This window comes from Myxococcales bacterium, from assembly GCA_016703425.1.
Lineage (GTDB): Bacteria > Myxococcota_A > Polyangia > Polyangiales > Polyangiaceae > JADJCA01.
The window spans coordinates 471,017-496,200 of record JADJCA010000011.1 but is presented as its reverse complement, the minus strand read 5'-3'; the positions used below and the strand labels follow the sequence as shown (position 1 = coordinate 496,200).

Here is a 25,184-nt window from a genome sequence, read left to right as displayed (position 1 = left end):
GATGAGCAAGGTTCCGCCGTGGGCTTGCTCGAAGACCCCTTCGCTGGGCAACCGCACCGGTGAACGCACCTTCGTGCCCGAAAAGCTCGGCTTCGATGAGGTTCGACGGCGTCGCCGTGCAGTCGAAGACGACGAATGGGCCCTCGGCGCGCGCACCCATGTCATGGAGCGAGCGCGCCAGCGCTTCCTTGCCCGTGCCGGTCTCGCCTTCGACGATGACCGAGATCGACGACGCTGCGAGCCGCTCGCAGAGCGGATAGAGCCGCCGCATCTCGCGGCTCGTCCCGACGACCCACCTGAAGCGCGTCGTGAGCGGCAGCTCTGCGTCCAAGGGTGGGCCCTGGTGAACTGGAAGCGGCTTGCGCCGATCAGGAACCCGTCGCCACCGCGGAGGAGAAACGCGTCGGCGATCCGTACGCCCGAGACGAACGTGCCGTTGGTCGAGCCGAGGTCGGTGATTCGCAGCTCGGCTGCTGCAAGCTCGAGGGCCACGTGGCGCCGCGAGACGGCCGGATCACGAAGCCGGACGTCGCAGGAAGGGCTCGCCCACGAGCACGCGGGATGGCGAGCGATCGTCCAACGTGATGACCACGCCGGTTGGAAGGTCTGGCCCCGCCTCCAGGCGAACATGAAACGACACGTCCGGCGGTGGCGTCGGGTCGAACCGATGCTGGAGCAGCGTGGATGCGCCCCGAACGGCCCTTCGTCCAAGGGCGAAGCGCTCATCGGCGTGAAGATATCACCCGGGTCCCACCCCATCAAACGGCCCGTTTCAGCGGCGTCCGCGATAAGATGGCACGTCGATGGCTCGCGCTCGCCCCGTCGGCCTCTGCCTCCTCGTGCTTGTGTCGTTGACCGGGCCGAGCGCCGCCCAGGCCGAGGACAGCACCAAGACTCTTGCGCCACCGCCTACGAGCAGGGGCAGCGGCGCAAGCAGCGAGGCTCGCTCCGCGCAGCGCGGCAGGACCTGCTCCTCTGCTCGCGGGAACCGTGCCCTTCCGTCATGCACGCGGATTGCGCTCAGTGGCTGGCGGACGTGGACGCGATGATGCCATCGGTCGTCGTTCATGCGCGCTCGGGCCAGCAGGATCTCACCGAGGCGCAAGTGCTCGCCGACGGCGCCCTCGTCGCCGAGCGACTTGACGGAATGCCCGTGCCTCTCGATCCCGGGCAACACACTCTCGTTGTGCGCTGGCAGGGCAAGACGGCCGAGCGTCAGGTGCTCTTGAGCGCGGGAGAGAAGGCTCGCGCCGTTCAAGTGGTTTGGGGGACGGAGGTGCCTCAGCAGCCGCCCGGCCCGGAGCCGGGCCAGGGTCCTCGAAGCGTCCGGTGCCATGGCCGGTCTACGCGGCGGTGGCGTGTCCCTCGTCGCCTTCGGGACGTTCGCCTTTGTTCGCCTGCCAACGCACAAGGCCGGCTCGACGACCTCGATCGCGCCGGGTGCAAGCCCTTCTGCGACCCGTCGGATGTCGAGAAGACCGACCGAGCCGCCGTCGTGGCCGACGTCGCGCTAGTGGTCGGCGTCGCGACGGCAGCGCTCGCGGGCGTTCTCTTCGTCACCCGACCGACGGTCAGCCACGCTTCAGCGCGCTAACGACATGTCTGAGCGGGTGCGATCGACCTGATCGCGGCGGCGCGATCGACCCGATCGCGAAAAACCCGCCCTGGCGGCCCGTCCGCTCGCAGCGCTGCGCCGCACGCGACGGTCCGGGAACTGCACCCGAGCTGCGTTGGAGGTGATTCCGCATGGCTCACAGGACTCTCGCGGCAGTTGAGGTGATGGCGTTGGCCGGAGCGATTCTCACGACCTCGCTCCCGGCGGAAGCCAAAGCCCTCCACGTGAACAACTCGGGCAGCCCTCCGTGCTCCGATAGCACAGGCTACGCGGCGAACGGCGCGAACGCGCCGTGGTGCACGGTCGGCCGAGCGGCGTGGGGAAGCGCGAATCCGAACGCGGGCAACGCAGCCGAGGCGGCGCAGGCAGGAGACACCGTGACCATCGCAGCGGGCACGTATACGACCCTCGGACCCCGGACCAGCTGCGCCGGTGGCGCTCGATGGGCGGTCGCGTTGAATCCGGCCAACAGCGGAACCGCCGGGGCTCCCATCACGTTCCTCGGCGTGGGGGTGGTCAACATTCAGCTCGCGGCCGGTTACGTCGGGCCGACGATCGGCGTCGACAGCAGAGATCACATCCTCTGGGACAACGTGCGGGTCGACGAGCAGACCGCGCAGGGCCTGAGCTGCCCAGACACGGGGCCGGTCGTGCTCCACGCGACGACCGGTTCGGAAGCTCCTGCGCTCGGTGATCCGGGGCACCTACCGAGCCTGGAGCGACAACTACAACGGCGTACGTGTAGAGGCGGCGAACGGCGTGACCGTCGCCCACAACACGCTCTCCGACGTCACGTGCAACTGGAGCACCAACTGCGCCGGAATCATGCTGTACGACACCGCGAACTCGGTGTTCGAGTTCAACAAGATCTCGAGCACGGCGACGGGGGTCTTCATCAAGGGCGATCACGCGGGCGACGGATGGCCCCAGCTCGACAACGTGTTCCGAAGAAACTGGATCGAGAACACCACGGCCGGCGCGTTCCGCGGATCGCCGCCGCCGGAAGCAAGATCTTCCAGAACGTGCTGAAGGATAACGACGTCGCCGTTCGGCTCTTCGGCGGCGGGAGCCAGGCTGACAACATCGACGTCGTCAACAACACCATCATCTCGACGAACGCTCGTCCGAACGACGCAGGCTACAGCGTCAACAATCAGTCGGCGGAGATGGACAACGTTCGCGTCCACAACAACATCTTCTACGGCTCGCTGAGCGAGGCGATGAACCTCGGTGAGGCGCCGACGTTCGGTGGGCACTCCTTCGAGCAACAACGTGTACTTCGGCTTCGACGTGTTTGGGAGCCTCAACGGAGCGCAGCTCACGTTCAACACTTGGAAGGCGACGCACAACCGGGACAACGGGAGCCCCGCCGGAATCAACGGCGATCCGCTGTTCATCGACACCGTCACGTACAGGCTCCAGTCCGGCTCACCGGCTCGTACGGTGGGCGCGGACATCCTGACCTGAACGGCAACGGCAGCACCAGCGACATCATTCCTGCCGGCGCGTGGCGTCACGGGCGCCGAGCTGATCGGCCCGGCGGGAGCGCTGCCGCTGCCGGATGGAGGCGCGCCGACGAGCGACAGCGGTAGCCCGGCGCTGCCCGACGGAAGCTCCCCGGGGGCGAAGGCGGTAGCCCGCGGCTTCCTGATGGAAGCTCCCCCGGGAGTGACGGCGGTCGCTCGCTGCCGGAAACGGGAGGCGCTGGAGCGGCGGCGGGTGCGGCGGCTTCACCGTCGACGTGCGCCGGCGACGACTGCGGCTCAGAGTCGGCCAGCGATGGATGCACGGTGGGTCGCTCGGTCGATCGCGGCTGGAGCGGCTGGGCCTTCGCGCTTGTTGCGGCAGCACTCCAGCAGGCTCGTGCGCCGGCGCGGCTGGTAGCGCGGGGGCGTGCCTCAGCCTCGCGGGCGCCGGGCCGACGGGCCTGCTCACGGGGGCGGGGCCGCTGCACACGCCCACCGCTCCAGCGCAGGCTCCGTTCACCGGCCTCCCTCGACGAGCATGGGGCGCTGCACTTCGTACCTCGACCCGCGCGCGGGTTCGAATCCTGTCGGGACGACTGCACCGACCGAGCAAGACTGCAGCGCTGCGAGAATCGTTGCGGAGAGGGCGGGATTCGAACCCGCGGTGGAGTTTTAGCCCCACGCCCGCTTAGCAAGCGGGTACCTTCGGCCACTCGGTCACCTCTCCCCTGGCCTTACGCTAAGTATTTGAAGGGCGCGGACGCTAACCGATCAAGCGGGCGCGGTAAAGGCCAACGGGAGAGGGCTCGCCAGTCGGCCCCCGAACGCGCGTCGTTCGGCCTTCGACCCTTGCGCGGCCCTCGGCGGGGACGTGGTAAACGCTGCGGTGGGCGATGCGCACCGTACTTGGCTTTCGAACGATTCTGTTGCTTGGAGCAGCGGCCGCCGGCTGCCAGCTCCTGCTCACCGGCGACGTAGCCGACACGCCTGACCGCGCCCAGCTCGTCGACGCAGCGGCGCTCGGCAGCGATGGTGCGCCGCAGGCCGACGCCGCCAGCGGCGATGGTGCAACCACTCCGACCGACGGCGCTACCGACGGCGGGAGCGGCGACGCGAGCTCGTTCGACGCCACGCTGTCCCAAGACGCCAATGTCCAGGACGCTCTAGCGAAGGACACCGGCGTCAAGGCGGACATTGGTACGCCCTACAAAGTCATCTTCCTCCACAAGCCTCCGTCGCGGGCGAACTGGAACTCGATCGCGAGCGCCGACCTCGCTTGCCAGGATAGTCGGCCCGACGGCGTCGCGCTCGCGAAGGCTCTGCTGGTGGGGGCCACCCGGACGGCGTGCACGACCGACTTCTGTTCGGGGGGCGGCGCGGAGCACGACGACTGGGTGCTCTCGCCGGCCACGGAATACCGCCGCCCGGACGGCACCGTGATCGGCACGACCGACGCCGCTGGCCTCTTCACCGCTCCCCTCACCAACGCGATCGCGGTTGCGAGCTCAACGACGCTCGCTTGGACGGGCCTCGGACCAACCTGGCTCACCGACCAAAACTGTGCGGACTGGTCCAACACCACGGGCGCTGGCGGAACGGGTCGGTGTGGCTACGTCGGCCTCAAGGTCGACGCATTTGCGAAGCTCCTGGACGCGTGCCCCGCCAACCACGAGTTCTACTGCGTCGAGCAGTGAGTGCACCCCAGCGGCGGTAGACTCGTGGGCCGGATGCTCTCGCTTCAGCTCATCGCTTCCTACGCAGTCGCGGCGGTCGCCGCGAGCGCTGCGCTCGGATGCGGCGCAGCGCCGCGAACCTCTGACATGCCGACAGCAAAAGCCCCCGCGCCAACCTCGCCGACCGAGCTCGTCGCGACCCTCGATCGCCCGCTCTACGCGATGTTGGTCGACGACGAGCGCGTCTACGGCATCCAAGAGAGCGAGCCGCCCCGCGCGGGCGTCGCCATTCGCTACGAGCTCGTCACCGTGGAGCGACGCGGCGGGCGCCTCGACCGGCAGCCCGTTCAGACCGTCTTCGCGCTCACGATGGACTCGAGCCACCTCTACTGGGACGCCGGCGGCGTCATCTTCGCGCAGCGGAAAGGCGAACGAGCGCCCATCGAGGTGGAGCGCTCGAGGCACGGCTTCGCACCGATTCGCTTCTGCCGGCTCGGCGACGCCGTCTATTGGCAGAGTGGCGCTGAAGTCCACCGCGCCAAGAGCGGCCGCGTCGACGTGATCGGCTCTCTCGGCGAACCGACGACCCTCCTCGGCATCGACGAGGCGTTCTTCTACACCGACAGCATGAGCGACGGTGGGAAGCCCGGCGTGGTCCGCGTCTCTCGCGCCACGGGGGCTCGCGAGTGGCTTGCGCCCGTCTGGGACATCGCCCAATTCTTCGTCGACGACGGCGCCGTCTTCTGGGTCGATACGCGCTTTTGGTTGCACAAGCTCGCGCTCCGCGCCTCGAAGCAAGGACCGCCCGAGGTGCTGGACAACGAGGCGAGCGTTCGCGAGCTCGCCATCGACGGCGGCGTCGTCTTGGCGACCACGGCGCACGGCCTCCGGCGTTACGAGGGCGGCAGCTTCGCGACGCGGCATGTGCTCGCCGCCGACGAGGAGCTCTTCGGGCGCCCGGCCCTCCACCGGGGTCGCGTGTTTGTCTCGGTGGCACCGCACGGCGGAGCGCCGCGTGTGGTCTCGGTGCCCCTAGGGCCTGCGCTCCAGAAGTGATCGACGCTCAACGTCGCACGCGCAACACGCCGTTCCGCGGCGCGCAACAGTCCCTCACCGTCGGACACGTTCTTCAACGAACGCGGTAACCGATGACCACGTCGGGCGTAGGCGCATCATGAGCCTTCGCAACCTTGCCACGAGCCTCCTCTTCCTTGCCGCTGTCGGCTGCGGTGACGACCAAGCGCCAGAAGAAGCATCGGCCCTCCTCGGACGCGTGCGCGGCGAGAACTACCGCAGTTGGACCCGCGCCCCAGGCTACGAGGCGCGCCGCAAGGCCGAGTCGCCCCACGCGAGCGAGGTGGACATCTACGTAAACGCCGTCGTCCGAGAGGCGCTCGCTGCGGGCAAGGCGCTCGATGCGTGGCCCGAGGCGCGGTCATCGTGAAAGATGGCTGGGACGACGGCGACCTGGAGCTGATCGCGATCATGGAGAAGCGCAAAGACGGCTGGTTCTGGGCTGAATATTTCGACGACACCTCGAAGTATTCGGGCAAGCCCTCGGTGTGCATCGACTGCCACAAGAGCGGCGCCGACAGCGTGCGCGCCTTCTCGCTGCCGCGTTAGCGGCGCGCGCCCCGTGCAGGGACCGGCCGCCCCGTCGCCCACGCCGGAAAGTTTTGGTCGGCCCGGCGGCCCGCTACACTTGGGAGCGACCCTGGGAGGTCCACGATGGCGCTGTCAGACGACGAGCGGCGAGCATTTAACGAGGGCGGCTTTGTCGTTCTTCGCGGTCTCTTCTCAGAAGAAGAAGTGCGACCCGCGCGTCACGCCTTCGAGCGCATGTACGCCACGGCGCAGACGCTTCGCGCGACCGGCGATCACGCAGGAGCGTTCTTTGTCCTGAGCGCTTCGACGGGAGGCGCGGCCGCCGTCGTCGTGCAGCGCGTGGTCTGGGCCGGCGGCGCCGAGCCGACGTTGCTGCGCTTGAGCGAGGACTCGCGGCTCGTCGAACCGGCGCTCGAGCTCCTCGGCACGCCGTGTTGCGAGCAACTCCTCTGCCAAGCGCATTTCAAGATGCCCAACGACGGCGTCGCGTTTGATTGGCATCAAGACATTCAGCACCGGGACAAAGGGAACAACACCTGGCGCGACGTGACCGGTCGCGGGTCTTACGTCCAAACGATCCTCCTCGTGGACGACATGACCGAAGAGAACGGTCCGCTCGAGTTCTTGCCGCAAGACGCGGCCCAGCTCGACGAACGGGGGCGGCTCGCGTGCGCCCCTGGTCGCGGTCCGGAGGTCGACGCGTCGCGTGCAGTGCCCGTCACGGGTCGCGCCGGCGATGTGCTCCTCTTCGGCCCGTACGCGATCCACGGCAGCACGCCGAACCATTCGACGACGCCGCGGCGCGTGCTCATCAACGGCTACGCCGCGCCCGGCGCGAACGGCCGCTTTTACCCGGGCGCCGGAGCCTGCCGTGTGCTCCCCGCTTCTCCGCGCGACGACGAGAGCCGAACACGCTCGATCGGGGATGCGGCCGTCGCTGCTCGAACCCCGCGCAGCGCGTGGCGCCGCGGGCGCCCGGGCGCGCGGCCCCGGGCGGGGGGAACGCGCGCGGCGTTGACGCCTGCCACACCTGCGCAGAAGCTACCGACCACCATGGCAGCCAAGAAAGAACCCACCGCGCTTCGGGGAAACAAACTCATCAAGAAGGCCATCGAGAGCGCGCGAGCGAGCGGCCTCATCGCCGAACCGGAGCCCGTCTCTGTTGCGCGCAAGCTGAAGCTTCCCAACGGCGAGCCAATTTCGCCGGGCATGAAGGAATTGCTCGGCTTCGACGGCGCGTGGCTTGGCATTGAATACGACGAGGATGAGTTCGAGATCGAGGGCATGTCGCTCGAAGAAGTCGTCGAAGAGCAGTTCGGCGAAGCGGCCGTTCCAGCGTTCGCCGAAGCGTACGAACTTCTCTCGGAGGACTGCGTCTTCTTCGGCGCCGACCTGACCCCGGCTGCCTGCCTCTACGCCGGCAACGCCGACGACGCGGGCGAATACCCGGTCCTCGTCCTCTCTTTCGAGGACGGCGTCGCGCGCATCGGCGGCTTCGTGCCGTTCGACGTCTGGGCGGCCCAAGAGCTCGGGGCGCTGCCGCGCGGGACCTTTGGCTCGGTGCCCGACGCCTACGCAGCCCTCCCTCAAGCGCTCGCCGAATCGAACGGTGACGGACGCGTGGTCTTCACCCCCGTCGCCGGAGAAACGGCGACGGGCGGTGGGGACGACGACGAGGACGACGAGGCGGAGAAATAAGCCTGCGCGAACCTCCGGAATCGGCGAACCGAACCGATCCAATGCGGCGCGGTGCGATCCATGAGCTGCGAAGGGTCCGCGGGCCGAGAGCGATCACAGTTCGCGCAAATCCGAGGTGTCTGCTCGAAAAATTGGTGCCCTTCGCGCGGCGCGCTTGATGCTGAGGCTCCCCGTGGAGGCTTCGTCATGTCCCTTTCCAACTTCCTTGTCGGTTCTTCATTCGTCCTGGCCGCGCTCATGCTCGGTGGATGTTCCGCATCGTCGGGCGGCGACGAGACCGCGAGCAGCGAGGTTCGCGCCACCGATGCGCCGCCTCCCCCCGCAGCGCCGATCGCGAGGGATGTGCTCGCGTCGACGAAGCCCGAACACCAGCACCTCGCCAGCCTCTGGAACGTGACCAACGTCGGAAGCCCCGACGAGCTCGACGTTCGCGTCTTCGAGATGGGCGGCGGCGATCCGGCGATGAACGGCAACTACCTATGGCTCGGCCTCAGCGGCGACGAATCCGACACCGTATGGGACACGGGCCTCAACGTGTCTACGGTCGCGAAGGTCGAGGTCCCGTCGGCAGGCGTCGTTCGCTTGTCGGTCTCGTGGGACACGCTCGACGCCGAAGGGAACACGAAGAAGGAGGACGGGCAGGTTACGATTCGCTACTCGCTCACGGCAGGCCGCGTCGCGCCCACGTTGTCGGTGGAAGCCCCCGCGGCGCATGGCGGAACGCAATCGGTGACGCCCCAGACCGACGCCGCCGCGAACTTCTTGGGTGGCGTCTACGGCATAAAGCAGATTGAGCGAGAGGGCGTCCTGGCCCGCGTGTACGAAGTGGCGGGCGGCGATCCGGCGATGGACGGCGATCACCTGTACATGTCGCTGATGTCGTTCCCTGAGGTGAAGACCTACGATCTCGGCCTCAACATCGCATCGCTCGATTCGCTGAAGTTCACGTCGGCGTCAGAGCTCGCCATTGAAGGAAAGAAGGACCAGCAGGACGCGAGCGGCCGCATCACACCGGCGAGCTACTCCGCAAAGGTCCAGTTCTCCCTGGCGAACGGCGCACCCACCAACAGCGTGAAGGTCGTCGCACCGGAGCGCTGAGCGGCACGCGCAAGATCCGCGCACGCGAGCGCATCGCGTTCGCGACGCACGCGTAGCGGGCCCAATAGCCCCCCAAGAATGGGCCCCGGCAGAACGCCGAGGCCCAATCTTTCCCTGGTACGGGTCCTGCTCGTGGTCGCCCACCATGCACGGCTTGTCCACGGACCACGCCTTCGATTTCGGTCGCGCCCCGCGGCGCATCTACTGGGAGGTGACCCGCGCCTGCAGCCTCGCGTGCCGCCACTGCCGCGCCGAGGCGTCGCCCAACAGCGATCCCGACGAGTTGTCCTCCACGGAGGGCCGCTCGCTCATCGATCGGCTCGCCTCCTTTGGTGAGCCGAGCCCGCACCTGGTGCTTACCGGCGGCGACCCGCTCGAAAGAGCCGACCTCTTTGACCTCATCGCCTACGCGCGGTCCCGCGGGCTCGCTGTCTCGGTGTCGCCAAGCGCAACGCCTCGGCTCACCCCCGAGGTTATTCACAAGCTGAAGGACGCCGGCGTCGACGCGATCTCACTCAGCATCGACGGAGCGAGCGCTCAATCGCACGACGCCATGCGCGGCGTCCCCAGTTGTTTCGAGCGCACCCTCGCGGCAGGGCGCGCTGCCGCCGAGGCGAAGCTCATGGTGCAGGTCAACACGCTCGTCGCGAAGGAGACCCTTGGCGAGCTGGAGGCCATTCATGCACTCGCGTGCCAGCTCGGCGTGGCCCGATGGAGTCTCTTCTTCTTGGTGAGCGTTGGCCGCGGCACCGTTCTCTCGCCGATCGACGCGGAGGAGACGGAGCGCGTCCTTCAGTGGCTTGCCGATCGGCCTCGCGGCGACGGCTTTCCCATCGTGACCACGACGGAAGCGCCTCACTTTCGGCGCATCGTCCTCGAGCGCAAACACCTGCCTATGGCCAACGCCATGCGCGGCGGCTTCGGCATCCGCGACGGCAACGGCGTGATGTTCATCTCGCACACCGGCGATGTGTCACCGTCCGGCTTCCTGCCGCTCTCCGCCGGCAACGTCCGCGCCGCCGACCCCGTCGAGATGTACCGCGACGCGCCGCTCTTCACCTCGCTCCGGCACGCGGGCGACTTCGGTGGGCGGTGCGGCATCTGCTCGTTCCACTCCGTCTGCGGCGGCTCGCGCGCCCGCGCCTTCGCAGCGACCGGCGATCCGCTGGCCGAAGATCCGCTCTGCTCGTACCAGCCGCCGGCGGCAAAGCACTAACCTCTCTTGCTTGCTCAGCCGTCGATCACGTCAGAGCGTTCCGCGTAGATGACGCGGCCGTCGCGCAACTTGCGGATGATGTCGTTGCGCTCACCCTCGGGCACGGCGGGGCAGCCCCACGAGCGGCCCTGCTTGGTGCGCCACGAGTCGACGTACGACGCGCCGTGAATGACGATGTTGCGACCGCGCGCGCGGCTGTTGGTGTCCGACACACCATCGAGCCGCAGCGAATAGCCGGCGCGACCGTAGTAGGTCTCGGCCGTCAGGAAGTAGCCGAGCGACGTGCGGTTTGACCCGGACACGTTGCCAAAGCTCTTCGCGAAGCCCGAGTTGCCCGGATCGCTGCCGGAGCCGTGAGCCACCACGTGCGCGCTGACGGCGCCGCTCTCGAGGTTGACCACGAAGAAGCGCTTCTTGCCCGAGTGCTTCGCGTAGTCGATGACGCCGACGTAGTCCTCGTGGTTGACGCGCTGCGTGTTGGCCACGACGAACGCGAGCGCGTTGTCGAGCAGCGCCCGCGGCACAACGCCGTTCGGATCGACGTGAGCGAAACGCGTGCGCGCGGCGTCGCGGTGCGCCGACGTCGGCTCCGTGTACCCGCGCAAGACCAGCTCCTGCGCCGCTTCGCCGCTCTCACCGTCGGCGTCGTCGGCGTCGTCGACGTCGTCCGATGCGTCGGCCGCGCACCCGCCGAGCGCCAGAGAGACCGGCAATGCCAATGCAAACAGCAGCGCTCGAAGCTTCATGAGAACGCCTCCACGGGGCCCAAGGCTGGCGCGTCGCGCCACGCCGGAGCAGGAGGTCACCTTCGCATGGCGCCGCCGCCCCGCTGCTTCTCTCGTGCGTCTCGCCGCCCCCTCGCCCAGCGTCTCCCCAGCGCGACGTGAACGCGCAGTTCACAGTACGCGGCGCGACGAGGCTACTTGGATAGCTTCTCGGTGTGCAGCGAGGCGCCTGTTTCGTCGATGAACTCCGCCGTGAGCGACGCCTTCGTGAGCGTGACGTAGAGGAACCCGAGCTTCGTCGTCTCAAACTTGGTGGGGTTCTTCGGACTTAGCGTCGTCGGGGACGCACCCGCGCCGGACACCGCGAGCGCCGTTCCCTTGCAAGTGTCGGTCGGCCACTGCAGCGAGTGATCATGGGCCGAGAGATACAAGTCGACCTTGCCGCAGACGATGCCGTCCATGAATGTTTGGACGCCCTTGCCCGAGAACGTCGAACCGTCTGAGAGGCCGTCGTAGGTGCCCGCGTTTCCGTGCGGGCCGTTCTACTTGTAGGGGTGATGACCGAGGGCGATCTTCCACGGCGCGTTGCTCTCGGCGAGCCAGCCGGTCACGTCGGTCTTCTGCGCCGCGTCGCGGCCGTACATCATCAGGTTGGTGTCGAGGACGAAGAAGTCGACGTGGGTCTTCTGAAAGCGATAGTGCGGCGCCGGCAGCTTCCATTTCTTCGATTTGGCCGAATAGGCGACCTCGTGCGCGGCCTTGTCGAACTCGTTGCCGTATCCTTGGCCGCCGTAGTCGTGGTTGCCGAGGACGATCTGGAAGTCCATGTCGAGCGCCGCGTAGATGTCTTCGAACTTGGACTGCATCTCGGGATCGTCGGGCGAGCTGATGCCCGACTCGTAGATGTTGTCGCCGAGGAGCACGGCGAAGTCGCAGCCGCTGGCGGCGCACTTCGTCGCCATCGCGGCGGCGACGGCCTTTTGCCCTGCGTTGCCCTTACCCGTGTCGCCCAGCGCGACGAAGCGCACGTCGTCGCGAGCCACGGTGGCATCGACGCCCGCGTCGGTGTTGGAAGGCGTGGACGAAGACGCCGTAGTCGACGACGAACAGGCGGCGACGACGACGAGAGCGGGCGCGAGAAGAACCGTGAGCGAGCGAAGACCCATGGTCCGGAAGGATGTCATGACGCTGCGCGCGGTGGCCAGCGCGCCGCGCACCTCAACCGGACCTGCGGCTGGCCCGCTTACCGCAGGGCGCCCTTGGGCCAGTCCGCGTCGAACTGGGCGCGCAGCGCCTTGACCGGTCCGTCGTCGGTCACGACGGCGGACAAGTGACGATTGGCCGTGAACGCCTCGACGGCGAGCTCGTGAGAGCCCACGAGCGCGCCCTTGTCGGTGACGACGAGGCCCGCGTGGACCTCGAAGTCACGGTAGAAGCGGACCTCACAGCCCGCCGCCACGAGCTCGGCGCCGGTCGCCTCGTTGGGCTTCACGAGCTCGGGGCCCGCCAAGAGAACGCGCACGCGCACGCCAGCGCCGGCCCGCTCCTTGATGGCCGCGACGACCGTCGGCTCGGTGGCCGTGAAGACCTCAACATCGAGCGCCGTCTCCGCGCTCGCGATGTGATGCGCGATGCGGGCGGCGGCGTCGCCCGGCGTCACCACGAGCGAGCACGACGTGGGGGCCGATGGCGCGCCGCCCCAATCGGCCTCGAAGAGCGCCTTCAGCTCGCCGAGAGAAGCGGCGTCGCTCAAGACGACGGCCGCGGTGCGGTGCTTCTCGAGGGCCACGTCCGTGAGGTCACCGCTGCCGATCTGCGCGCGAGCGCCGTCGACGATCAGGAGCTTCGAATGCGCCGCGGGAAACGACGAGTCGTGAACGGCCTCGGCGCCGAGCGCCCCGCGCAGCGTCTTCGCGCGGCCTTTGTCGGCGACGACCCGCACGGCGACGCCGCGCTTCTTCGCGTCGACGAGGGCCGTGAGGACCGCTTTGCGACCGACATCGAAGGCCATCATGTCGAGGCTCTTCTTCGCCCCGCCGATCTCCGCGAGCAGCGCCGCCTCGAAGCCCGTCGGGCCGATCTGAACCTCCGGCACGGGGCTCCTCGCGACATAGGGATCGCAGGCAACGGGGCCCGACGCGTCCGCGGTCGCGTCGTCGATCGGTCCTGCGTCGGCGGTCGCGATGACCTGGGCCGCGGGTTCGGCAGAGGAGGAGCACGCTGTCGCGACACCCACCGAGAGCAACGCTAGAACGCTTCCCAAGGCCCCGACGACGGATCGCATTCCGCTCGGGCTAGCACGCCCGGCCTGTCCTGCCACCGAGGCCTTCGCCACTGAAAAATTCCGCGGCTCAAGCCGAGACGGCGCGCGCGCCGACGTACCGCCACGCGCCGTCCACGCGCCGAAACTCGCTCGTCTCTTCGAAGGAGCGATCTTGGCCGCCGGAGAACACGCGCGCGCGAAATTGAACCCACGCCCCGTCACCGGACTCGTTCGCGCTCACGATGGTGAGCCCCATGAAGCGGGCGGTCCGACAGGTCTCGCGGAGCGTCTGCACGAGCGCTGCGCGTGGAGCCGCGAGGTCCTCGTGCTCGGGCGCGAGCGTAGCGACGAGGTAGTCGACGTCGCCGAGAACGAAGGCCGCGAATCGCGAGCGCATGAGCGCTTCCGCCGACGATGGCAAGGCGTCCGCCGTGTGAAGCGGCCTACAACAAGCCTCGTAGCGAACACCGCTCTGGCAGGGGCACGGCTTCGTGGGGCCAAGTCGCGCCTTCATGAAGCCCCAGCGCGGAGCTTGAAGCCCTCGAGCTTCGGGCGATAGGCCGCGAGCCGTCGAGCCGCCACGCGGCACGCCTCGAGACTCTCGTCGACGAGCACGAAGCCTCGACCATGTTTTGCGGCGGCCTCCCCCGTCGTGCCGCTGCCGGCGAAGAAATCGAGGACGACGTCGCCGGGCTTCGAGTGCACCTTGACGATGCGTTCGAGGATCGCGAGCGGCTTCTGCGTCGGGTACCCGGTCTTTTCGCGCCCAGCCGTCGGCACGATGGTGTTCCACCAGACGTCGGTGGGCGTCTTGCCGCGCGCCGCCTTCTCCGGCGTCACCAGCTTCGGCGCCATGTACGGGATTCGATCGATGGCGTCGTACTCGAAGACGTAACGCTTCGGATCACGGACGTACCAGAGGATCGTGTCGTGTTTGGCCGGCCAGCGCTCCTTCGAGCGAGCGCCGTAGTCGTAGGCCCAGATGATCTCGTTCTTGAACGACGCGCGGCCCAAGAGCGCGTCGAGCGCGACCTTGACGTAGTGGACCTCGCGCGCGTCGAGGTGAACGAAGAGCGACGCGTCCGGCGTCAGGCACGGGAGCGCCGCTTCGATGCGCGCCATCAAGAAAGGAACGTAGTCCTCGAAGGCGTCGCGGTAGGTGGAGGAGACGACGCGCTCGACGTTGAAGCGACGGCCTTGAAAGCCAACGCGCGAGGCCTTCGCGTTGGCGTTGGCGTTGGCGTTGACTGGGGTGGCGTCGGCGCTCGAGACCTTCATGCGGTCGCGCTTCTGCACCCGCCCAGTGTTGAAGGGCGGGTCGATGTAGGCGAGGCGCGAGAACGCGCGCGGAAGCGCGGCCAACGCCTCCAAGTTGTCGCCCCGCACGATGCGGCGCACCGCTGTTTTCGCCGCGGGAACGGACACGCGGGCGACTCTACGTGGCGCGCCGACCGACGTCGACGAGAGACGCGGGCGCGACTTTATCCCCACAAAAAAGCGGCGGTTGAGCCGCGCATGTTTGGGGGACCGGGCGATATGGATAAGCTCGCGCCCGCTTTGAACGTCACGGGGCCGAGGGGAGACAGGGGAAGCGTGCTTGAGCGCGAGGCCATCACCGGCGCCGACGGCGACGTGCATGCGTCGGGCGTCGTTCCAGCCCCCGCGCGCCGTGACGCACGGCGAACGGCGCGCGAGTCGCGCGAGCTCTTGCTCCTCGAGCTCGCAGCCATTCGCGGTGTCGCGCTCGCCGCGACGTTCGATCCCGAAGGCGTCTGCCTCGCGCTCCACCGCACGCAGCAGATTTGCGCCTTTGCGACCTACCGAATCCTCACCGAGGTCTCGTCGAGTGCGCCGGGCCGAAGCGTCATGGCCTTCGACGTCGATGGGCGCGCGGTCTTCGTGCGCCGGCTCTTCGATGGCGGCTACGCGATGGTGTCCACGACGTCGAGCACCGACGCGTACGCCGCCGAAGTGCTGCTCATGGAAGCGGCGGCAGGCCACGTCTTGCGCGCCGGCAGCACCGTCGAGGCACCGCGCTCGCGTCCCCTGTCGACCATGACGATCCCGCCTCCGGCCGGCAACAGCCCGAGCGAGCTGCCGCCACTGGAAGCGTCGCTGGTCTTGGCCGTTGGCTCCTTGGCCACGGTCTACCGGGACCTCGCCGCCGAATTCGACGACTTCGACCCCAGCGAGCGCACAGAGACGATCGCCTGTTAAGTCGCTGAGGGTCGCTGCGCAGGGAATCCGTTCCAGGCGCCCTCGTTCAGGTGCCTCCGGCGGCCGCCCGCGACGGCGCCGCGGGCGCCGCGCGGGCGGCAACCGCCGGAGGCGCGTTGAGGCTGGGGGAGGACTCCGCCGTCGCGAAGCGCGGAGGGGGAGCGCCAGCTCCCCACTAAACAAGATCCATCACGCGGCGTTCGAGGCCTTTGCCGAGGGACACGCCGCGGATGCGGATTTGGTGGTTCAGCAACACCCACAGCGCCTGCCCGATGATCTCTTCGGGTCCGGGGGCTTGCGGCGAGCGCTCGAGATGCAGAATCAGCTCGTGCGCTTCCGTGAGCTCCACCCGCGTCACGTGCGGGATGCCGCGGAGCTCGGCCAGCGGCACCGTCGCGTCGAGCGGTCCCTTGTACGTGGGCGCGCCCTTGGGCGTCGCCGAGAGCATCACGTGAATCTCCTCCGACTGCGCCGTGAGCTCCGCGATGCTGCCGCTCACGACGAGGCGGCCTAGGTCGAGGATGGCAGCGGCATCGCACAGCTCCTCCAGCTCGTGCAGGTTGTGGCTCGAGATGATCATCGTGCAGCGGCCACGCCGCGCCTTGATGAGCTGACGAACCTCGAAGGCGTGTTTCGGATCGAGGCCCGCCGTCGGCTCGTCGAGGAGCACCACGTCGGGATCACCGAGGAGGGCCGATGCAAGCTGCACGCGCTTCGCCATGCCGTGGGAGAGCTGCCCGCCCTTGAGCGACCACCAATCCTTGCCTTCGACCTCGTCGAGCACGCTCTTGGCGGCACGTGTGGCCTCGGCGGAATCGGCGCCTTGGAGCCGGGCGAGGTACACGAGAAACTCGCCGACGGCTTCGTCACGCGGCAAGACGGCGTCTTGTGGCAAGACGCCCAAGCGGCTCTTGAGCGCCGCGACGTCGCGAGGCGAATACCCAAGGACCTCCACGGCGCCGTCCGTCGGCTCGAGGAAGCCTGCCATCATCGAGAAGGTGGTGGTCTTGCCAGCGCCGTTTGGACCGATGAGGCCGTAGACCGTGCCGGCCTCGATCTCCAGCGAAACGCCGTCGACGGCGACCTTCTTGCCAAAGTGCTTGGTCAGGTTTCGGAGCCGAACCGCCACGTCGGTGGCGCGAGGCTTCTTGGAAGCCGGCGGGCTCGCGCTGTCGGTCTGCGAAGCGCTCACAGATCCCTCCGCGAGAACGAGGCCGCGCCGGCCGCGCCGGTCGCGACCGAGATGCCCAAACAGACGAGCGTCCCGAGCGCCACCTTCTCGACGTGCGGCGACAGGAGCCAGGCATCGTAGGCGTTCGGATAGAGGTAGATAAGCCAGTGCAGCGCCGTGGAGAGCTCGCCGACGGCGTAGACGATGAAGAGCACGAAGAAGGTCGCGAAGGTGACGAGCAACGCCAGGATCGGCACGCGAAACTGCGACGCGACGAGCTGCGCGACGCCGGACCATGCGGCCATGATGGGCACCATGACGAACCAGAATCGCGGCCCCCATGTGGCGATCTCCGTCACCGTCGCCGACCCGCGCGCCAGCGCCACGCCCCAGATGACGGCGTGCGTGAAGAGCATCATCGTGCACACCACGATCCACAGGCCGACGAGCTTGCCCACGTAATACGAGGCGCGCCGCACGCGGACCGTGAAGTAGCGCACGGCCCTGTGCTGGAGATCGGTCGGGATGGAATCGAAGCCCACGAGTGACACCAGGAGCGGCGCGAGCCAGACGCCAGCGAGCGTCGCGGCGAGGAGCACGAAGGGCGCCTGCGCGAGGTATTTGCCCATGGCCGCGTCGCCATATTTCTTCGCGAGCGCCATCTCCTGAAAGGCTCGCATCTGCTCGGGCGTGATTTGCTGCGACGCCGCGGCGGTGAGGTCGAGCTTCTGCACCCAGGCCATGACGAGGGCGGCGATGACGGCGCCGAGGACGCAAAGGGCCACGAGCACGAGGCCCTTGGCGCTCTTCAGATTGCGACGGACCTCACGCGAGGCGACAAGGACACACTCTTGGACGGCGGTCATGGCGGGGCGCCACGCTAGCGCACTTCTGGCGAAGCGGAGCCGGCCGTACGTCAGCGCCAAAATAGGAAAGGCCCCGTCACACCCTTCCGCGCTACCGTTGCTCCCTCTCGGGCCTGGCGGGTTTCACGTTTCCGGGTCGGCGGGGCCGTACGGTCGAACGAGGCGAACCCCGAACGAACGGGTGAAGAGCTACCAGCTCGCTCGTCAAAGGGCCACACAAACCCGCAGGGTCCTCGCGTTGATCGCGCTTCCGGCAGGGGCACGGGTCACACATTCCGCTGGCCCGGCGGCTGCGATTGCGATAGTTCCAAAGGCAGGGTGGGAGTTAGGCCCGTGGCCTAAGCCCGTGATCGCGGTGGGGGATGCCTCACCAAGCTCAGCCCGACGTTTTCGCGAGGCAGGCGCCTTCGGGGGTCTGCCCTGCTTCCAGGAAGCTTGTGCAACCTGGTTTTTATCTAGGTTTCCACGTCGCGCAGCCGCTTTTCAGGGGTTTGCGTCTCGTGGGTTTCAGCTCCAGGCCACCGTGCCCTCGGTTCTCCCGCTTTTTCAAGCAAGGCTCTCGCTGCCCTCCGTGCGTCCCGCACGTGACGGCTTCAGCTCATTGGCGCGTGACCCCGCGTCGAGCCTTCGCCTTGGCGTAGAGGACGTTCAGCCGGCGTGCCGGAGCGGGAAGGTTCCCTCTCCATGGCCAAGAATATCCTCGTCATCAGCTCCGACCTCCGCGAGACGCGCGTTGCGCTGATCGAAGACGGCATCATCGCCGAACTTCACATCGAGCGTCGCGGCCCGCAAGGCGGCCAGACGAACACCGTGGGCAACGTGTACCTGGGCAAGGTCACGCGTGTTCTGCCGGGCCTGCAGGCGGCCTTCATCGACATCGGGCAGGAGCGCGCGGCGTTCCTGCACGTCGAAGATCTCATCCGCCCCGACGACTTCGAGGGCTACCTCGCCGGCGGCAAGAAGGTCACGGCGAAGCAAGAAGAGGACATCGAAGAGATCGCCACCGGCGACGAGGAGCTCGACGCTGAGAAGGAAGCGGAGCTCGAGGCTGCGCCGCCGGCCGCCGAGGCCGACATCAGCCAGGCGAGCCTCCCCCCGGCCGCCAGCTCAGCCGACCTCGAAGACGGAGACGAGGTCGCGGCCGACGACGACGAGGCCGAAGGCGCGGCCGACGACGACGATGGCGGCGACGAGGACGCGAACGGCGAGAGCCTTCCGGCCGGCGACGCGCGCATCAGCAGCGTTCCGCCGTCCCGCGAGCAGCTCGCGGGCGACGACGACTCGCGCGATTCGAGCACGCCGCCGCAAAGCGCGAGCGACATCGAAGCCGACGAAGAGACCGCCGAGCCTCCCTTCGAGGAGAGCGACGAGTCATCGCCGGCCTTGGCTGACGAAGGCAGCGACGAAGACGAGCTCGACGGCGAGGACGACGGCGCCGATGACGAGGGCGCTGACGAGGACGGCGACAAGGTCAACCCCGCGGCCGCCGCGAGCCTTCCCGAGTGGCCCGACATGCCGGGCTTCACCATCACCGAGCCCGGCGCTCCCGCGCGCCGTGCGGCGGCTCCCGATCGCTTCGCGGCGAGCGGCGGTGGTCGGCGGCGCCGAGGGCGCGGCCGAGGGCGCGGTCGTGAAGGCGGCGGCGGTGGTCGTGAAGGCGGAGGCCAGGGCCGTGGTGGCGAGTCCCGCGAGGGGCGCAGCCGCGAGGGCGGCCAGAGCTCGGGGCGCCGTGATGGTCGACGCAGCGGCGGCGGCGGCGGAGACCGACTGAAGTCGGCGTCGCGGATCTCGAAGTCGACGCCCATCAAGGACGTCGTCAAAGAGGGCCAAGAGGTCGTTGTTCAGGTCACCAAGGAGCCCATCAGCACCAAGGGTGCACGTTGCACGAGCCACGTCTCGTTGCCGGGCCGCTACGTCGTGTATTTGCCGACCGTCGAGCACGTCGGCATCTCGAAGCGCATCGGCTCGGATCAAGAGCGTGCGCGCCTCCGGGAAGCCATCCAGAGCGTGAAGCCCCCGACCGGCGGCCTCATCGTTCGGACCGTGGCGGAAGGCCTGACCAAGAAGCAGCTCAAGCAAGACGTCGGCTACCTCGTGCGCCTGTGGGGCGAGATCGCGAAGAACAAAGGCGAAGCGAAGCGCGCACCGGCGCTCCTTTCTGCCGAGCTCGACCTCGTGCTCAAGACGGCGCGAGATCTCTTCACCGACGAAGTCGATCAGATCGTGATCGATGATCGGCGCGAGTACGATCGCCTCTGCCGCTTCATCGAAATGTTCGCGCCCGACCGGCTCAAGGACGTGGCGCTCTACAGCGGCGACGAGCCGATCTTCGACGCCTACGGCATCGAGGACGAGATCCAGCGCGCCCTCGCGCGCAAGGTGCCCCTGCCCTCCGGCGGTCACCTCATCATCGACCAGGCGGAGGCCCTCACGGCCATCGACGTCAACACGGGTCGCTTCGTCGGTAAGAACTCGAAGGATATGGAGGAGACGATCCTCAAGACGAACCTCGAGGCCGTGCAGGAGATCGCCTACCAGCTCCGCTTCCGCAACATCGGCGGGCTCATCATCCTCGACCTCATCGACATGGAGAAGGCGCGAACCGCGAGAAGGTGCGGCGCGCCCTCGAGGACATCCTCGCCAAGGACAAGGCGAAGACGACGCTCAACCGCATCAGCGATCTCGGCCTCATCGAGATGACCCGCAAGCGCACCCGCGAGAGCTTGGGGCGCCTCCTGCACGAGCCCTGCTTCTACTGCGACGGCACCGGCCAGCTCATGAGCAAGGAGACCATCGCGTACGAGATCCTTCGCGAGATGCGCCGCAAGCGCAACGACCTCCCCGGCTACACGATCATCGTCAACTGCCACCCCGCCGTGGCGGATCTGCTGCAGACGAGCGAGAAGGCTGCCATCGCCGAAGCCGAGAACAAGTTCATGCGGAAGATCCAGGTCTTCCCGCACAGCGAATACCACTACGAGCAGTTCGACATCACCGGCAAGTAGCCGGCCGGAAGCCCCCCATGAGCAGCGACGACAAGCGCCGCGCCGAGCGCGTCACCATCAACAAAGAGTTCGAGTCGTTCGACGCCTTCATTCAGGAGTACGTCACGAACATCTCGGAGTCGGGGGTCTTCATCAAGTCGACGCAGCCGTTGCCCATCGGCACGCGCGTCAACCTCCGCTTCACGGTGATCATGGAAGACATCGAGACCATCGAAGGCGTCGGCGAGGTGGTCCGCGTCGAGCAGGATCCGCCGGGCATGGGGGTCTTGTTCCGTGAGCTCAACGGCTACTCGAAGGACCTCATCGAGAAGCTCCTGACGAAGCGCCCCGGCTAGGGCGGCCCCCGGCGGCGGCAGCGTCGTCGCGCCGCACGGCCTGTGGCGGCGCCTTTTCTTGCGTCGAACGGCGTCCGTCGCCGCCCCAGGGTGCGCATAGAGGACTCGCCGAGTCCTCTAAAGGCGCCGCGCCTCTTTTCAAGGGCCGCCGCGCCGCCTATGTTCCTCGTCCCAACGCTCAAGGAGATTCGCTATGCCGTTTTCGCTTCCCCCGCTCCCCTACGAGAAGAACGCCCTCGCGCCGCACATCAGCGCCGAGACCCTCGAGTTCCACTACGGCAAGCACCATCAGGCGTACGTGACGAACCTCAACAAGCTGACGGAAGGAAAGCCCGAGGCTGACAAGTCGCTCGAGGACGTCATCATGTCGAGCGAAGGCGGCGTCTTCAACAACGCGGCCCAGGTGTGGAACCACACGTTCTACTGGAACTCGATGAAGCCGGGCGGCGGCGGCGCTCCGACGGGCGACCTCCTCGCGGCCATCAACCGTGACTTCGGCTCCTTCGACAAGTTCAAGGAGGAGTTCTCGAACGCTGCGGCGACGCAGTTCGGCTCCGGCTGGGCCTGGCTCGTCCTCGAGAAGGGCAAGCTCGCCGTCACCAAGACCGGCAACGCCGACCTCCCGATGAAGCACGGACAAACGGCCCTCCTCACCATCGACGTCTGGGAGCACGCCTACTACGTCGACTTCCGGAACCTCCGCCCCAAGTACATCGAGACCTTCCTCTCGAGCCTCGCCAACTGGGACTTCGCCCTCGCGAACTTCAAGAAGGGCTGAGGCGCTTCGGTCGTTGAAGGAACGGGCGCGCCGGCCTTGGCCGACGCGCTCGTTTTCATTTTGTCGGCTGCGCTCGGGTGAGAAGAGCTAGGCCCGCCGCCTCGGCAACCCGGCGTCATGGCAACCCGGCGTCATCTTGTGTCGCCGCATTCGGATTGAGCGATAGGCCCGGCGCTCATCATGAAGGGCCGGCAGTCGCTTGGCGTCGCGTAGCAGCGGTGCCCTCCCGCCGACTCGCTGCTCCACACATAGTGACACGTAGCGGTCTCCTGACGCTGGCACAGGCCAACCTCGAAGGCGCCGCCTCTCGCGTCGCGTTTCGCGAGGACGCGGCACTCCTCGCTGCTGCGGACGCAGACGCTGTCGTCCTCACGCGTGGACCGCTTCCGCTTCGAATAGCAATGGAAGCCCGGCCCGCCGGGTAGCTTCGGTGCCGCCGCGAAGGGCCTCGTCTCGATGGGCCTGGTGTTCTCCAATGCGGCGGCCGTGACGGTGCTCATAGACGCAGCCTGCCTTGCGTTCGCCTCCGCAATCAGCGGCGCAACCTGCGCTCGGTATTGCGCCGGGTCGGTGGAATAGGGTGGCGCGAAGCTGGCACACCCGACCACGCTCGCGCACGCGAAGAGGACCGACGTGACCTGGAAAGTCTTGATGGATGACACAAGGACGCGCGGAAGCAGCTTGCATGCCGCACCCGCGCTCGAAGGCCTTCGCACAGTTGACGTGGGCGCGTCGGAAAGGGGCTTCCGACGCGCAGGCAATCCATTTCCGGCGCGCCGGCCTTGGCCGACGCGATCGTTCTCATTTGTCGGATGCGGTCTTCTGCGGGGAAGGAATGGCGCTGAACGTCCGTAAGGCCGGAGGGATGGACCACGCAGTCGACGAGCGAGCCTCGATGAAGTCGTCGATGGAGCGTTGCTTCCGACGCTGGGCTGCGGTGAGCGCGCGACTCGGGTCGCCCGAGTTGCCTCCCTGGCCGTGGGACCCGGACATTGAACCCTTCATCTGGGTCGGAGCCCCAACGGCGAGCGGCTGGTGCACGTGGCGTCCCGTTCCCAAAACTCGCGACGCGGGCCTCGCAGGCGCCGCGCCCGACCTCCCGCCCATGCACCCGTCCTTGGACGCGTACTTCAACAGCTTCTGGTTCTGCACGCTCGAGGGTCCCGCGAAGGGTCGGGACCACGCCGTCACGCTCGATGGGGTCATGCCGGGCATCGAGCTTGATGCCTTCCTCCGCAACGCGCGAAGTTATGCGCGGGCTCACGGCGGCCGCCTTGACCACGTCCCCATCGGTCTCGAGGCCGTGTCGGATCGCTTGCTGGTGGTCGACAACGGTTCCGGCGCAGTGATGACGGAAGACTGGAACCGCGAGGGCACGCCGTTCTTCGAGCCGGTGGCGCCGTCGCTCGTCGCGCTCATCGATGTGCTCCACGCCGTCGTTGAGCCGTGAGCCCGCGCGCCGCGGACGTAATTCGGGAGGTTGATGCGTGGCTCTCGGCCATCCCTGACCAACTCGGAGACCCGGAACACGTCGTCACCTACGACGTGCGAACGCCACGCCTGTATTGGGCCGTAGTTGTCGTGCTTTCCGCGGTCGCCCTGGCTTTCGCGCTCGGTACTCCGCTCATGTTCGCGAAGCCAGTTCGCGGAGCAGGCGATTGGCTCTTCGATCTTCTGTGGTGCTTCGCCGTCGCACTACCGCTTGTGTACGTCGCCTCGACGGGCGAATACCGCGCGAGCGGTGCGGTGCGGCTTGGTCAGGGGCGCATCGAAGTGCCCGACGCGAGCGGGACGCCCACGGCGTTCCTCCTCGGCGACACGGCGATCGACGTTCGCGAGGTCATCGTGCGCTACACGCTCCTTGGCCTCGCGGTGCAAGACGTCGCGCGCGGCTACCGGATCGAGCTGAGATCGGCAAACGGGAGGACGCGCCGACTGTCGACGCTCACGCTGGTGGAGCGAACCCGTACGGGCGCGCTACTCGCCGATCTCGGTCGGATGAGGCTCGGTTTTCCACCGCTCGGAGAGGACCCGATGGCCGCTCCGAAGCCAACGTCGCGCGACGCGTATGACGACCGCATCGACGAGGAGCTGTCGAAGCTCGATTGACACCTTCGGCCGAGCGCGTTGTGAGGCCCCAGCCTAGAGCCGCTGCCCGTTCGACGCGCGCGCGAGCATGTTGAGCTCCTCCTGCGTCAGAAACACGCTCACGAGCCATGTGACGCCCACGACCAGAGAGGCGACCGAGAGCAAGATGATCGTCTGCGACTGATCCTTGTGCTGCGGGTGGTACGGCAAGATCGTCTGGTGGACCTTCTGCGCGTTGCGATACGTGACCGCTATCCCCCAGAGTCCGCACGTCAGGAGCGACACCACGAGGTCGATGGCGGGGTTGATCTGCGCGTCGTTGGTGGCGGCCTTCAGCTCCTCCGACGTCTTGAAAAGCCAATAGAGCGCGTAGACGCCGCAGGTGACGAGCGAGAGGACGACGACAACGCCGCTGTTTCGCTCTTTGATGGCGCCGGGCACGAGCGGCGGAAGCCCCGGCATCATCGGTCCGCCGGGAAAGCCCCCGGGACCGGCCATCGGAGGCGCATAGGGATTGTACGGATTGCCGGGGTTCATCGACGCGTAACGTAGAGCCGATCGGCGGCGCCGGGAATCGTGACGCGAGGGACGCTTGACTTCGTGTCTCTTTCACACGAATTTCGCCTCGTGCCGTTCACCTACGAATACCCTCGTCCCGCCGTCACCGCCGACGTCGTGCTCTTCACACTGCAAGGCGCCGATCTCGCCGTGCTGCTCATTCGCCGGGCGCGCGCTCCCTTCAAGGGTGCCTGGGCGTTGCCTGGCGGCTTCGTAGACAAGGACGAGCCGCTCGAGCGCGCGGCCGCACGAGAGCTAGCGGAGGAGACGGGTGTCACGGGGATCGTGCTGGAGCAGCTCGCCGCCTTCGGCGACCCGGGCCGAGACCCGCGAGGTCACACCGTGAGCGTCGCGTTCTTCTCCTTCGTCGCGGCCGAGCGGCACCTCGTTCGCGCCGGCGACGACGCCTCGGAAGCGGCTTGGGTCCCCTTGACGAAGCTCACCGCAAGCGCGCCGAGGTCCACCCGAAAGAGGTCGTCGCGGCGTACGAACGACGACTACGCGCTCGCCTTCGACCACGCCGCCGTCATCCAGCTGGCGCGAAGGCGGCTTCAAGAGCGCCTCGTCGACCCCAGGCGCCCTGCCCAGTTCGAGCTCGTGCCGTTGCAATTTACACTCACCGAGCTGCAACACGTCCACGAGGCCATCCTCGGCCAGCCGCTCGACAAGCGAAACTTCCGCGCGAGGCTCCTCGCCAGCAAGGTCGTGCAGGAGGTTGGGCGACGCCGCATGGGCCGGCACCGGCCGGCCCAGCTCTATCGGTTCCGGCAAGAGGGCTAACGAGGCGCGCGAGCGCCCGACAGTTTC

The 25,184-nt window shown here is 67.7% G+C and carries 25 protein-coding genes, 1 tRNA gene, 1 other RNA gene and 2 pseudogenes; 17 read left to right on the top strand and 12 right to left on the bottom strand.

The annotated features are described in order from the left end of the window. Positions 1-679 (bottom strand): annotated as a pseudogene (locus IPG50_22970) (sigma 54-interacting transcriptional regulator). Between the two features lie 366 nt (positions 680-1,045). Here IPG50_22970 and IPG50_22965 point away from each other — a divergent pair. The 3 genes from IPG50_22965 (at position 1,046) to IPG50_22955 (ending at position 3,207) form a co-directional block, all read left to right on the top strand. After that, positions 1,046-1,594, top strand: coding sequence for a hypothetical protein (locus IPG50_22965; protein ID MBK6695044.1), 549 nt, complete (start codon positions 1,046-1,048; stop codon positions 1,592-1,594). Between the two features lie 711 nt (positions 1,595-2,305). Further along, positions 2,306-2,644 carry a right-handed parallel beta-helix repeat-containing protein gene (locus IPG50_22960; GenBank protein ID MBK6695043.1) on the top strand — a complete coding sequence of 113 codons (339 nt, stop codon included), beginning with the start codon at positions 2,306-2,308 and terminating at the stop codon, positions 2,642-2,644. Beyond that, complete coding sequence (locus IPG50_22955) at positions 2,638-3,207, top strand: hypothetical protein (protein ID MBK6695042.1); 570 nt, start codon at positions 2,638-2,640, stop codon at positions 3,205-3,207. Before IPG50_22960 ends, IPG50_22955 begins: the two co-directional genes overlap by 7 nt. Positions 3,208-3,719: 512 nt before the next feature. Here the strand turns inward: IPG50_22955 and IPG50_22950 are convergent. Then, positions 3,720-3,808, bottom strand: a tRNA-Ser gene (locus IPG50_22950). Positions 3,809-3,974: 166 nt separating this feature from the next. Here IPG50_22950 and IPG50_22945 point away from each other — a divergent pair. The 7 genes from IPG50_22945 to IPG50_22915 all read left to right on the top strand — a co-directional run bounded on the left by IPG50_22945 (position 3,975) and on the right by IPG50_22915 (position 10,371). Then, positions 3,975-4,775, top strand: coding sequence for a DUF1554 domain-containing protein (locus tag IPG50_22945; protein MBK6695041.1), 801 nt, complete (start codon positions 3,975-3,977; stop codon positions 4,773-4,775). Positions 4,776-4,808: 33 nt separating this feature from the next. Then, the gene (locus IPG50_22940; GenBank protein MBK6695040.1) at positions 4,809-5,810 is read left to right on the top strand and encodes a hypothetical protein; all 1,002 of its coding nucleotides are present in this window, start codon (positions 4,809-4,811) and stop codon (positions 5,808-5,810) included. Positions 5,811-5,928: 118 nt separating this feature from the next. Further along, positions 5,929-6,198 carry a hypothetical protein gene (locus IPG50_22935; protein MBK6695039.1) on the top strand — a complete coding sequence of 90 codons (270 nt, stop codon included), beginning with the start codon at positions 5,929-5,931 and terminating at the stop codon, positions 6,196-6,198. Further along, positions 6,195-6,377 (top strand): hypothetical protein, encoded by a 183-nt coding sequence (locus IPG50_22930; protein ID MBK6695038.1) that lies wholly within the window; start codon positions 6,195-6,197, stop codon positions 6,375-6,377. The genes IPG50_22935 and IPG50_22930 overlap by 4 nt, the downstream gene beginning before the upstream one ends. Before the next feature lie 105 nt (positions 6,378-6,482). Further along, positions 6,483-8,057, top strand: coding sequence for a phytanoyl-CoA dioxygenase family protein (locus IPG50_22925; protein MBK6695037.1), 1,575 nt, complete (start codon positions 6,483-6,485; stop codon positions 8,055-8,057). A gap of 186 nt (positions 8,058-8,243) precedes the next feature. Continuing rightward, on the top strand, positions 8,244-9,155 hold the full coding sequence (locus IPG50_22920) for a hypothetical protein (protein MBK6695036.1): 912 nt from the start codon (positions 8,244-8,246) through the stop codon (positions 9,153-9,155). Between the two features lie 145 nt (positions 9,156-9,300). Next, positions 9,301-10,371, top strand: coding sequence for a radical SAM protein (locus tag IPG50_22915; GenBank protein MBK6695035.1), 1,071 nt, complete (start codon positions 9,301-9,303; stop codon positions 10,369-10,371). A 14-nt stretch (positions 10,372-10,385) separates the two neighbouring features. Here IPG50_22915 and IPG50_22910 read toward each other — a convergent pair whose 3' ends face one another. The 6 genes from IPG50_22910 to IPG50_22885 all read right to left on the bottom strand — a co-directional run bounded on the left by IPG50_22910 (position 10,386) and on the right by IPG50_22885 (position 14,757). After that, a complete protein-coding gene (locus tag IPG50_22910; protein ID MBK6695034.1) occupies positions 10,386-11,117 on the bottom strand; it encodes a murein L,D-transpeptidase catalytic domain family protein in 732 nt (243 codons plus the stop codon). Between the two features lie 173 nt (positions 11,118-11,290). Beyond that, positions 11,291-11,557, bottom strand: coding sequence for a hypothetical protein (locus tag IPG50_22905; protein ID MBK6695033.1), 267 nt, complete (start codon positions 11,555-11,557; stop codon positions 11,291-11,293). An 81-nt stretch (positions 11,558-11,638) separates the two neighbouring features. Continuing rightward, a complete protein-coding gene (locus IPG50_22900; GenBank protein MBK6695032.1) occupies positions 11,639-12,262 on the bottom strand; it encodes a metallophosphoesterase in 624 nt (207 codons plus the stop codon). Between the two features lie 77 nt (positions 12,263-12,339). Next, on the bottom strand, positions 12,340-13,380 hold the full coding sequence (locus IPG50_22895; protein ID MBK6695031.1) for a hypothetical protein: 1,041 nt from the start codon (positions 13,378-13,380) through the stop codon (positions 12,340-12,342). A 67-nt stretch (positions 13,381-13,447) separates the two neighbouring features. Beyond that, the gene (locus IPG50_22890) at positions 13,448-13,873 is read right to left on the bottom strand and encodes an SEC-C domain-containing protein (GenBank protein ID MBK6695030.1); all 426 of its coding nucleotides are present in this window, start codon (positions 13,871-13,873) and stop codon (positions 13,448-13,450) included. Continuing rightward, the gene (locus IPG50_22885) at positions 13,870-14,757 is read right to left on the bottom strand and encodes a site-specific DNA-methyltransferase (protein ID MBK6695029.1); all 888 of its coding nucleotides are present in this window, start codon (positions 14,755-14,757) and stop codon (positions 13,870-13,872) included. Before IPG50_22885 ends, IPG50_22890 begins: the two co-directional genes overlap by 4 nt. Before the next feature lie 195 nt (positions 14,758-14,952). Between IPG50_22885 and IPG50_22880 the strand changes: the two genes are divergently transcribed. After that, on the top strand, positions 14,953-15,576 hold the full coding sequence (locus IPG50_22880; GenBank protein MBK6695028.1) for a hypothetical protein: 624 nt from the start codon (positions 14,953-14,955) through the stop codon (positions 15,574-15,576). Between the two features lie 175 nt (positions 15,577-15,751). Here IPG50_22880 and IPG50_22875 read toward each other — a convergent pair whose 3' ends face one another. Next, positions 15,752-17,044 (bottom strand): ABC transporter ATP-binding protein, encoded by a 1,293-nt coding sequence (locus IPG50_22875; protein ID MBK6695027.1) that lies wholly within the window; start codon positions 17,042-17,044, stop codon positions 15,752-15,754. A 632-nt stretch (positions 17,045-17,676) separates the two neighbouring features. After that, an RNA gene (gene ffs / locus IPG50_22870) (signal recognition particle sRNA small type) lies at positions 17,677-17,763 on the bottom strand. Positions 17,764-18,297: 534 nt separating this feature from the next. Here ffs and IPG50_22865 point away from each other — a divergent pair. The 3 genes and pseudogenes from IPG50_22865 (at position 18,298) to IPG50_22855 (ending at position 21,731) form a co-directional block, all read left to right on the top strand. Continuing rightward, positions 18,298-20,618 (top strand): annotated as a pseudogene (locus tag IPG50_22865) (Rne/Rng family ribonuclease). A gap of 17 nt (positions 20,619-20,635) precedes the next feature. Further along, positions 20,636-20,953 (top strand): PilZ domain-containing protein, encoded by a 318-nt coding sequence (locus IPG50_22860; GenBank protein ID MBK6695026.1) that lies wholly within the window; start codon positions 20,636-20,638, stop codon positions 20,951-20,953. Between the two features lie 193 nt (positions 20,954-21,146). Further along, complete coding sequence (locus tag IPG50_22855) at positions 21,147-21,731, top strand: superoxide dismutase (GenBank protein MBK6695025.1); 585 nt, start codon at positions 21,147-21,149, stop codon at positions 21,729-21,731. Positions 21,732-21,862: 131 nt separating this feature from the next. Here IPG50_22855 and IPG50_22850 read toward each other — a convergent pair whose 3' ends face one another. Further along, entirely contained in the window at positions 21,863-22,393 is a 531-nt protein-coding gene (locus IPG50_22850; protein MBK6695024.1) for a hypothetical protein, read from the bottom strand. Between the two features lie 203 nt (positions 22,394-22,596). Here IPG50_22850 and IPG50_22845 point away from each other — a divergent pair, with 203 nt between their 5' ends. Then, on the top strand, positions 22,597-23,181 hold the full coding sequence (locus IPG50_22845; protein MBK6695023.1) for a hypothetical protein: 585 nt from the start codon (positions 22,597-22,599) through the stop codon (positions 23,179-23,181). Continuing rightward, the gene (locus tag IPG50_22840) at positions 23,178-23,840 is read left to right on the top strand and encodes a hypothetical protein (GenBank protein ID MBK6695022.1); all 663 of its coding nucleotides are present in this window, start codon (positions 23,178-23,180) and stop codon (positions 23,838-23,840) included. Before IPG50_22845 ends, IPG50_22840 begins: the two co-directional genes overlap by 4 nt. A gap of 33 nt (positions 23,841-23,873) precedes the next feature. Here the strand turns inward: IPG50_22840 and IPG50_22835 are convergent, their stop codons facing one another. Then, positions 23,874-24,356, bottom strand: coding sequence for a DUF4234 domain-containing protein (locus tag IPG50_22835; GenBank protein MBK6695021.1), 483 nt, complete (start codon positions 24,354-24,356; stop codon positions 23,874-23,876). Positions 24,357-24,446: 90 nt separating this feature from the next. Between IPG50_22835 and IPG50_22830 the strand changes: the two genes are divergently transcribed. Next, entirely contained in the window at positions 24,447-25,157 is a 711-nt protein-coding gene (locus tag IPG50_22830) for an NUDIX hydrolase (GenBank protein MBK6695020.1), read from the top strand. The last annotated feature ends 27 nt before the right edge of the window (positions 25,158-25,184 follow it).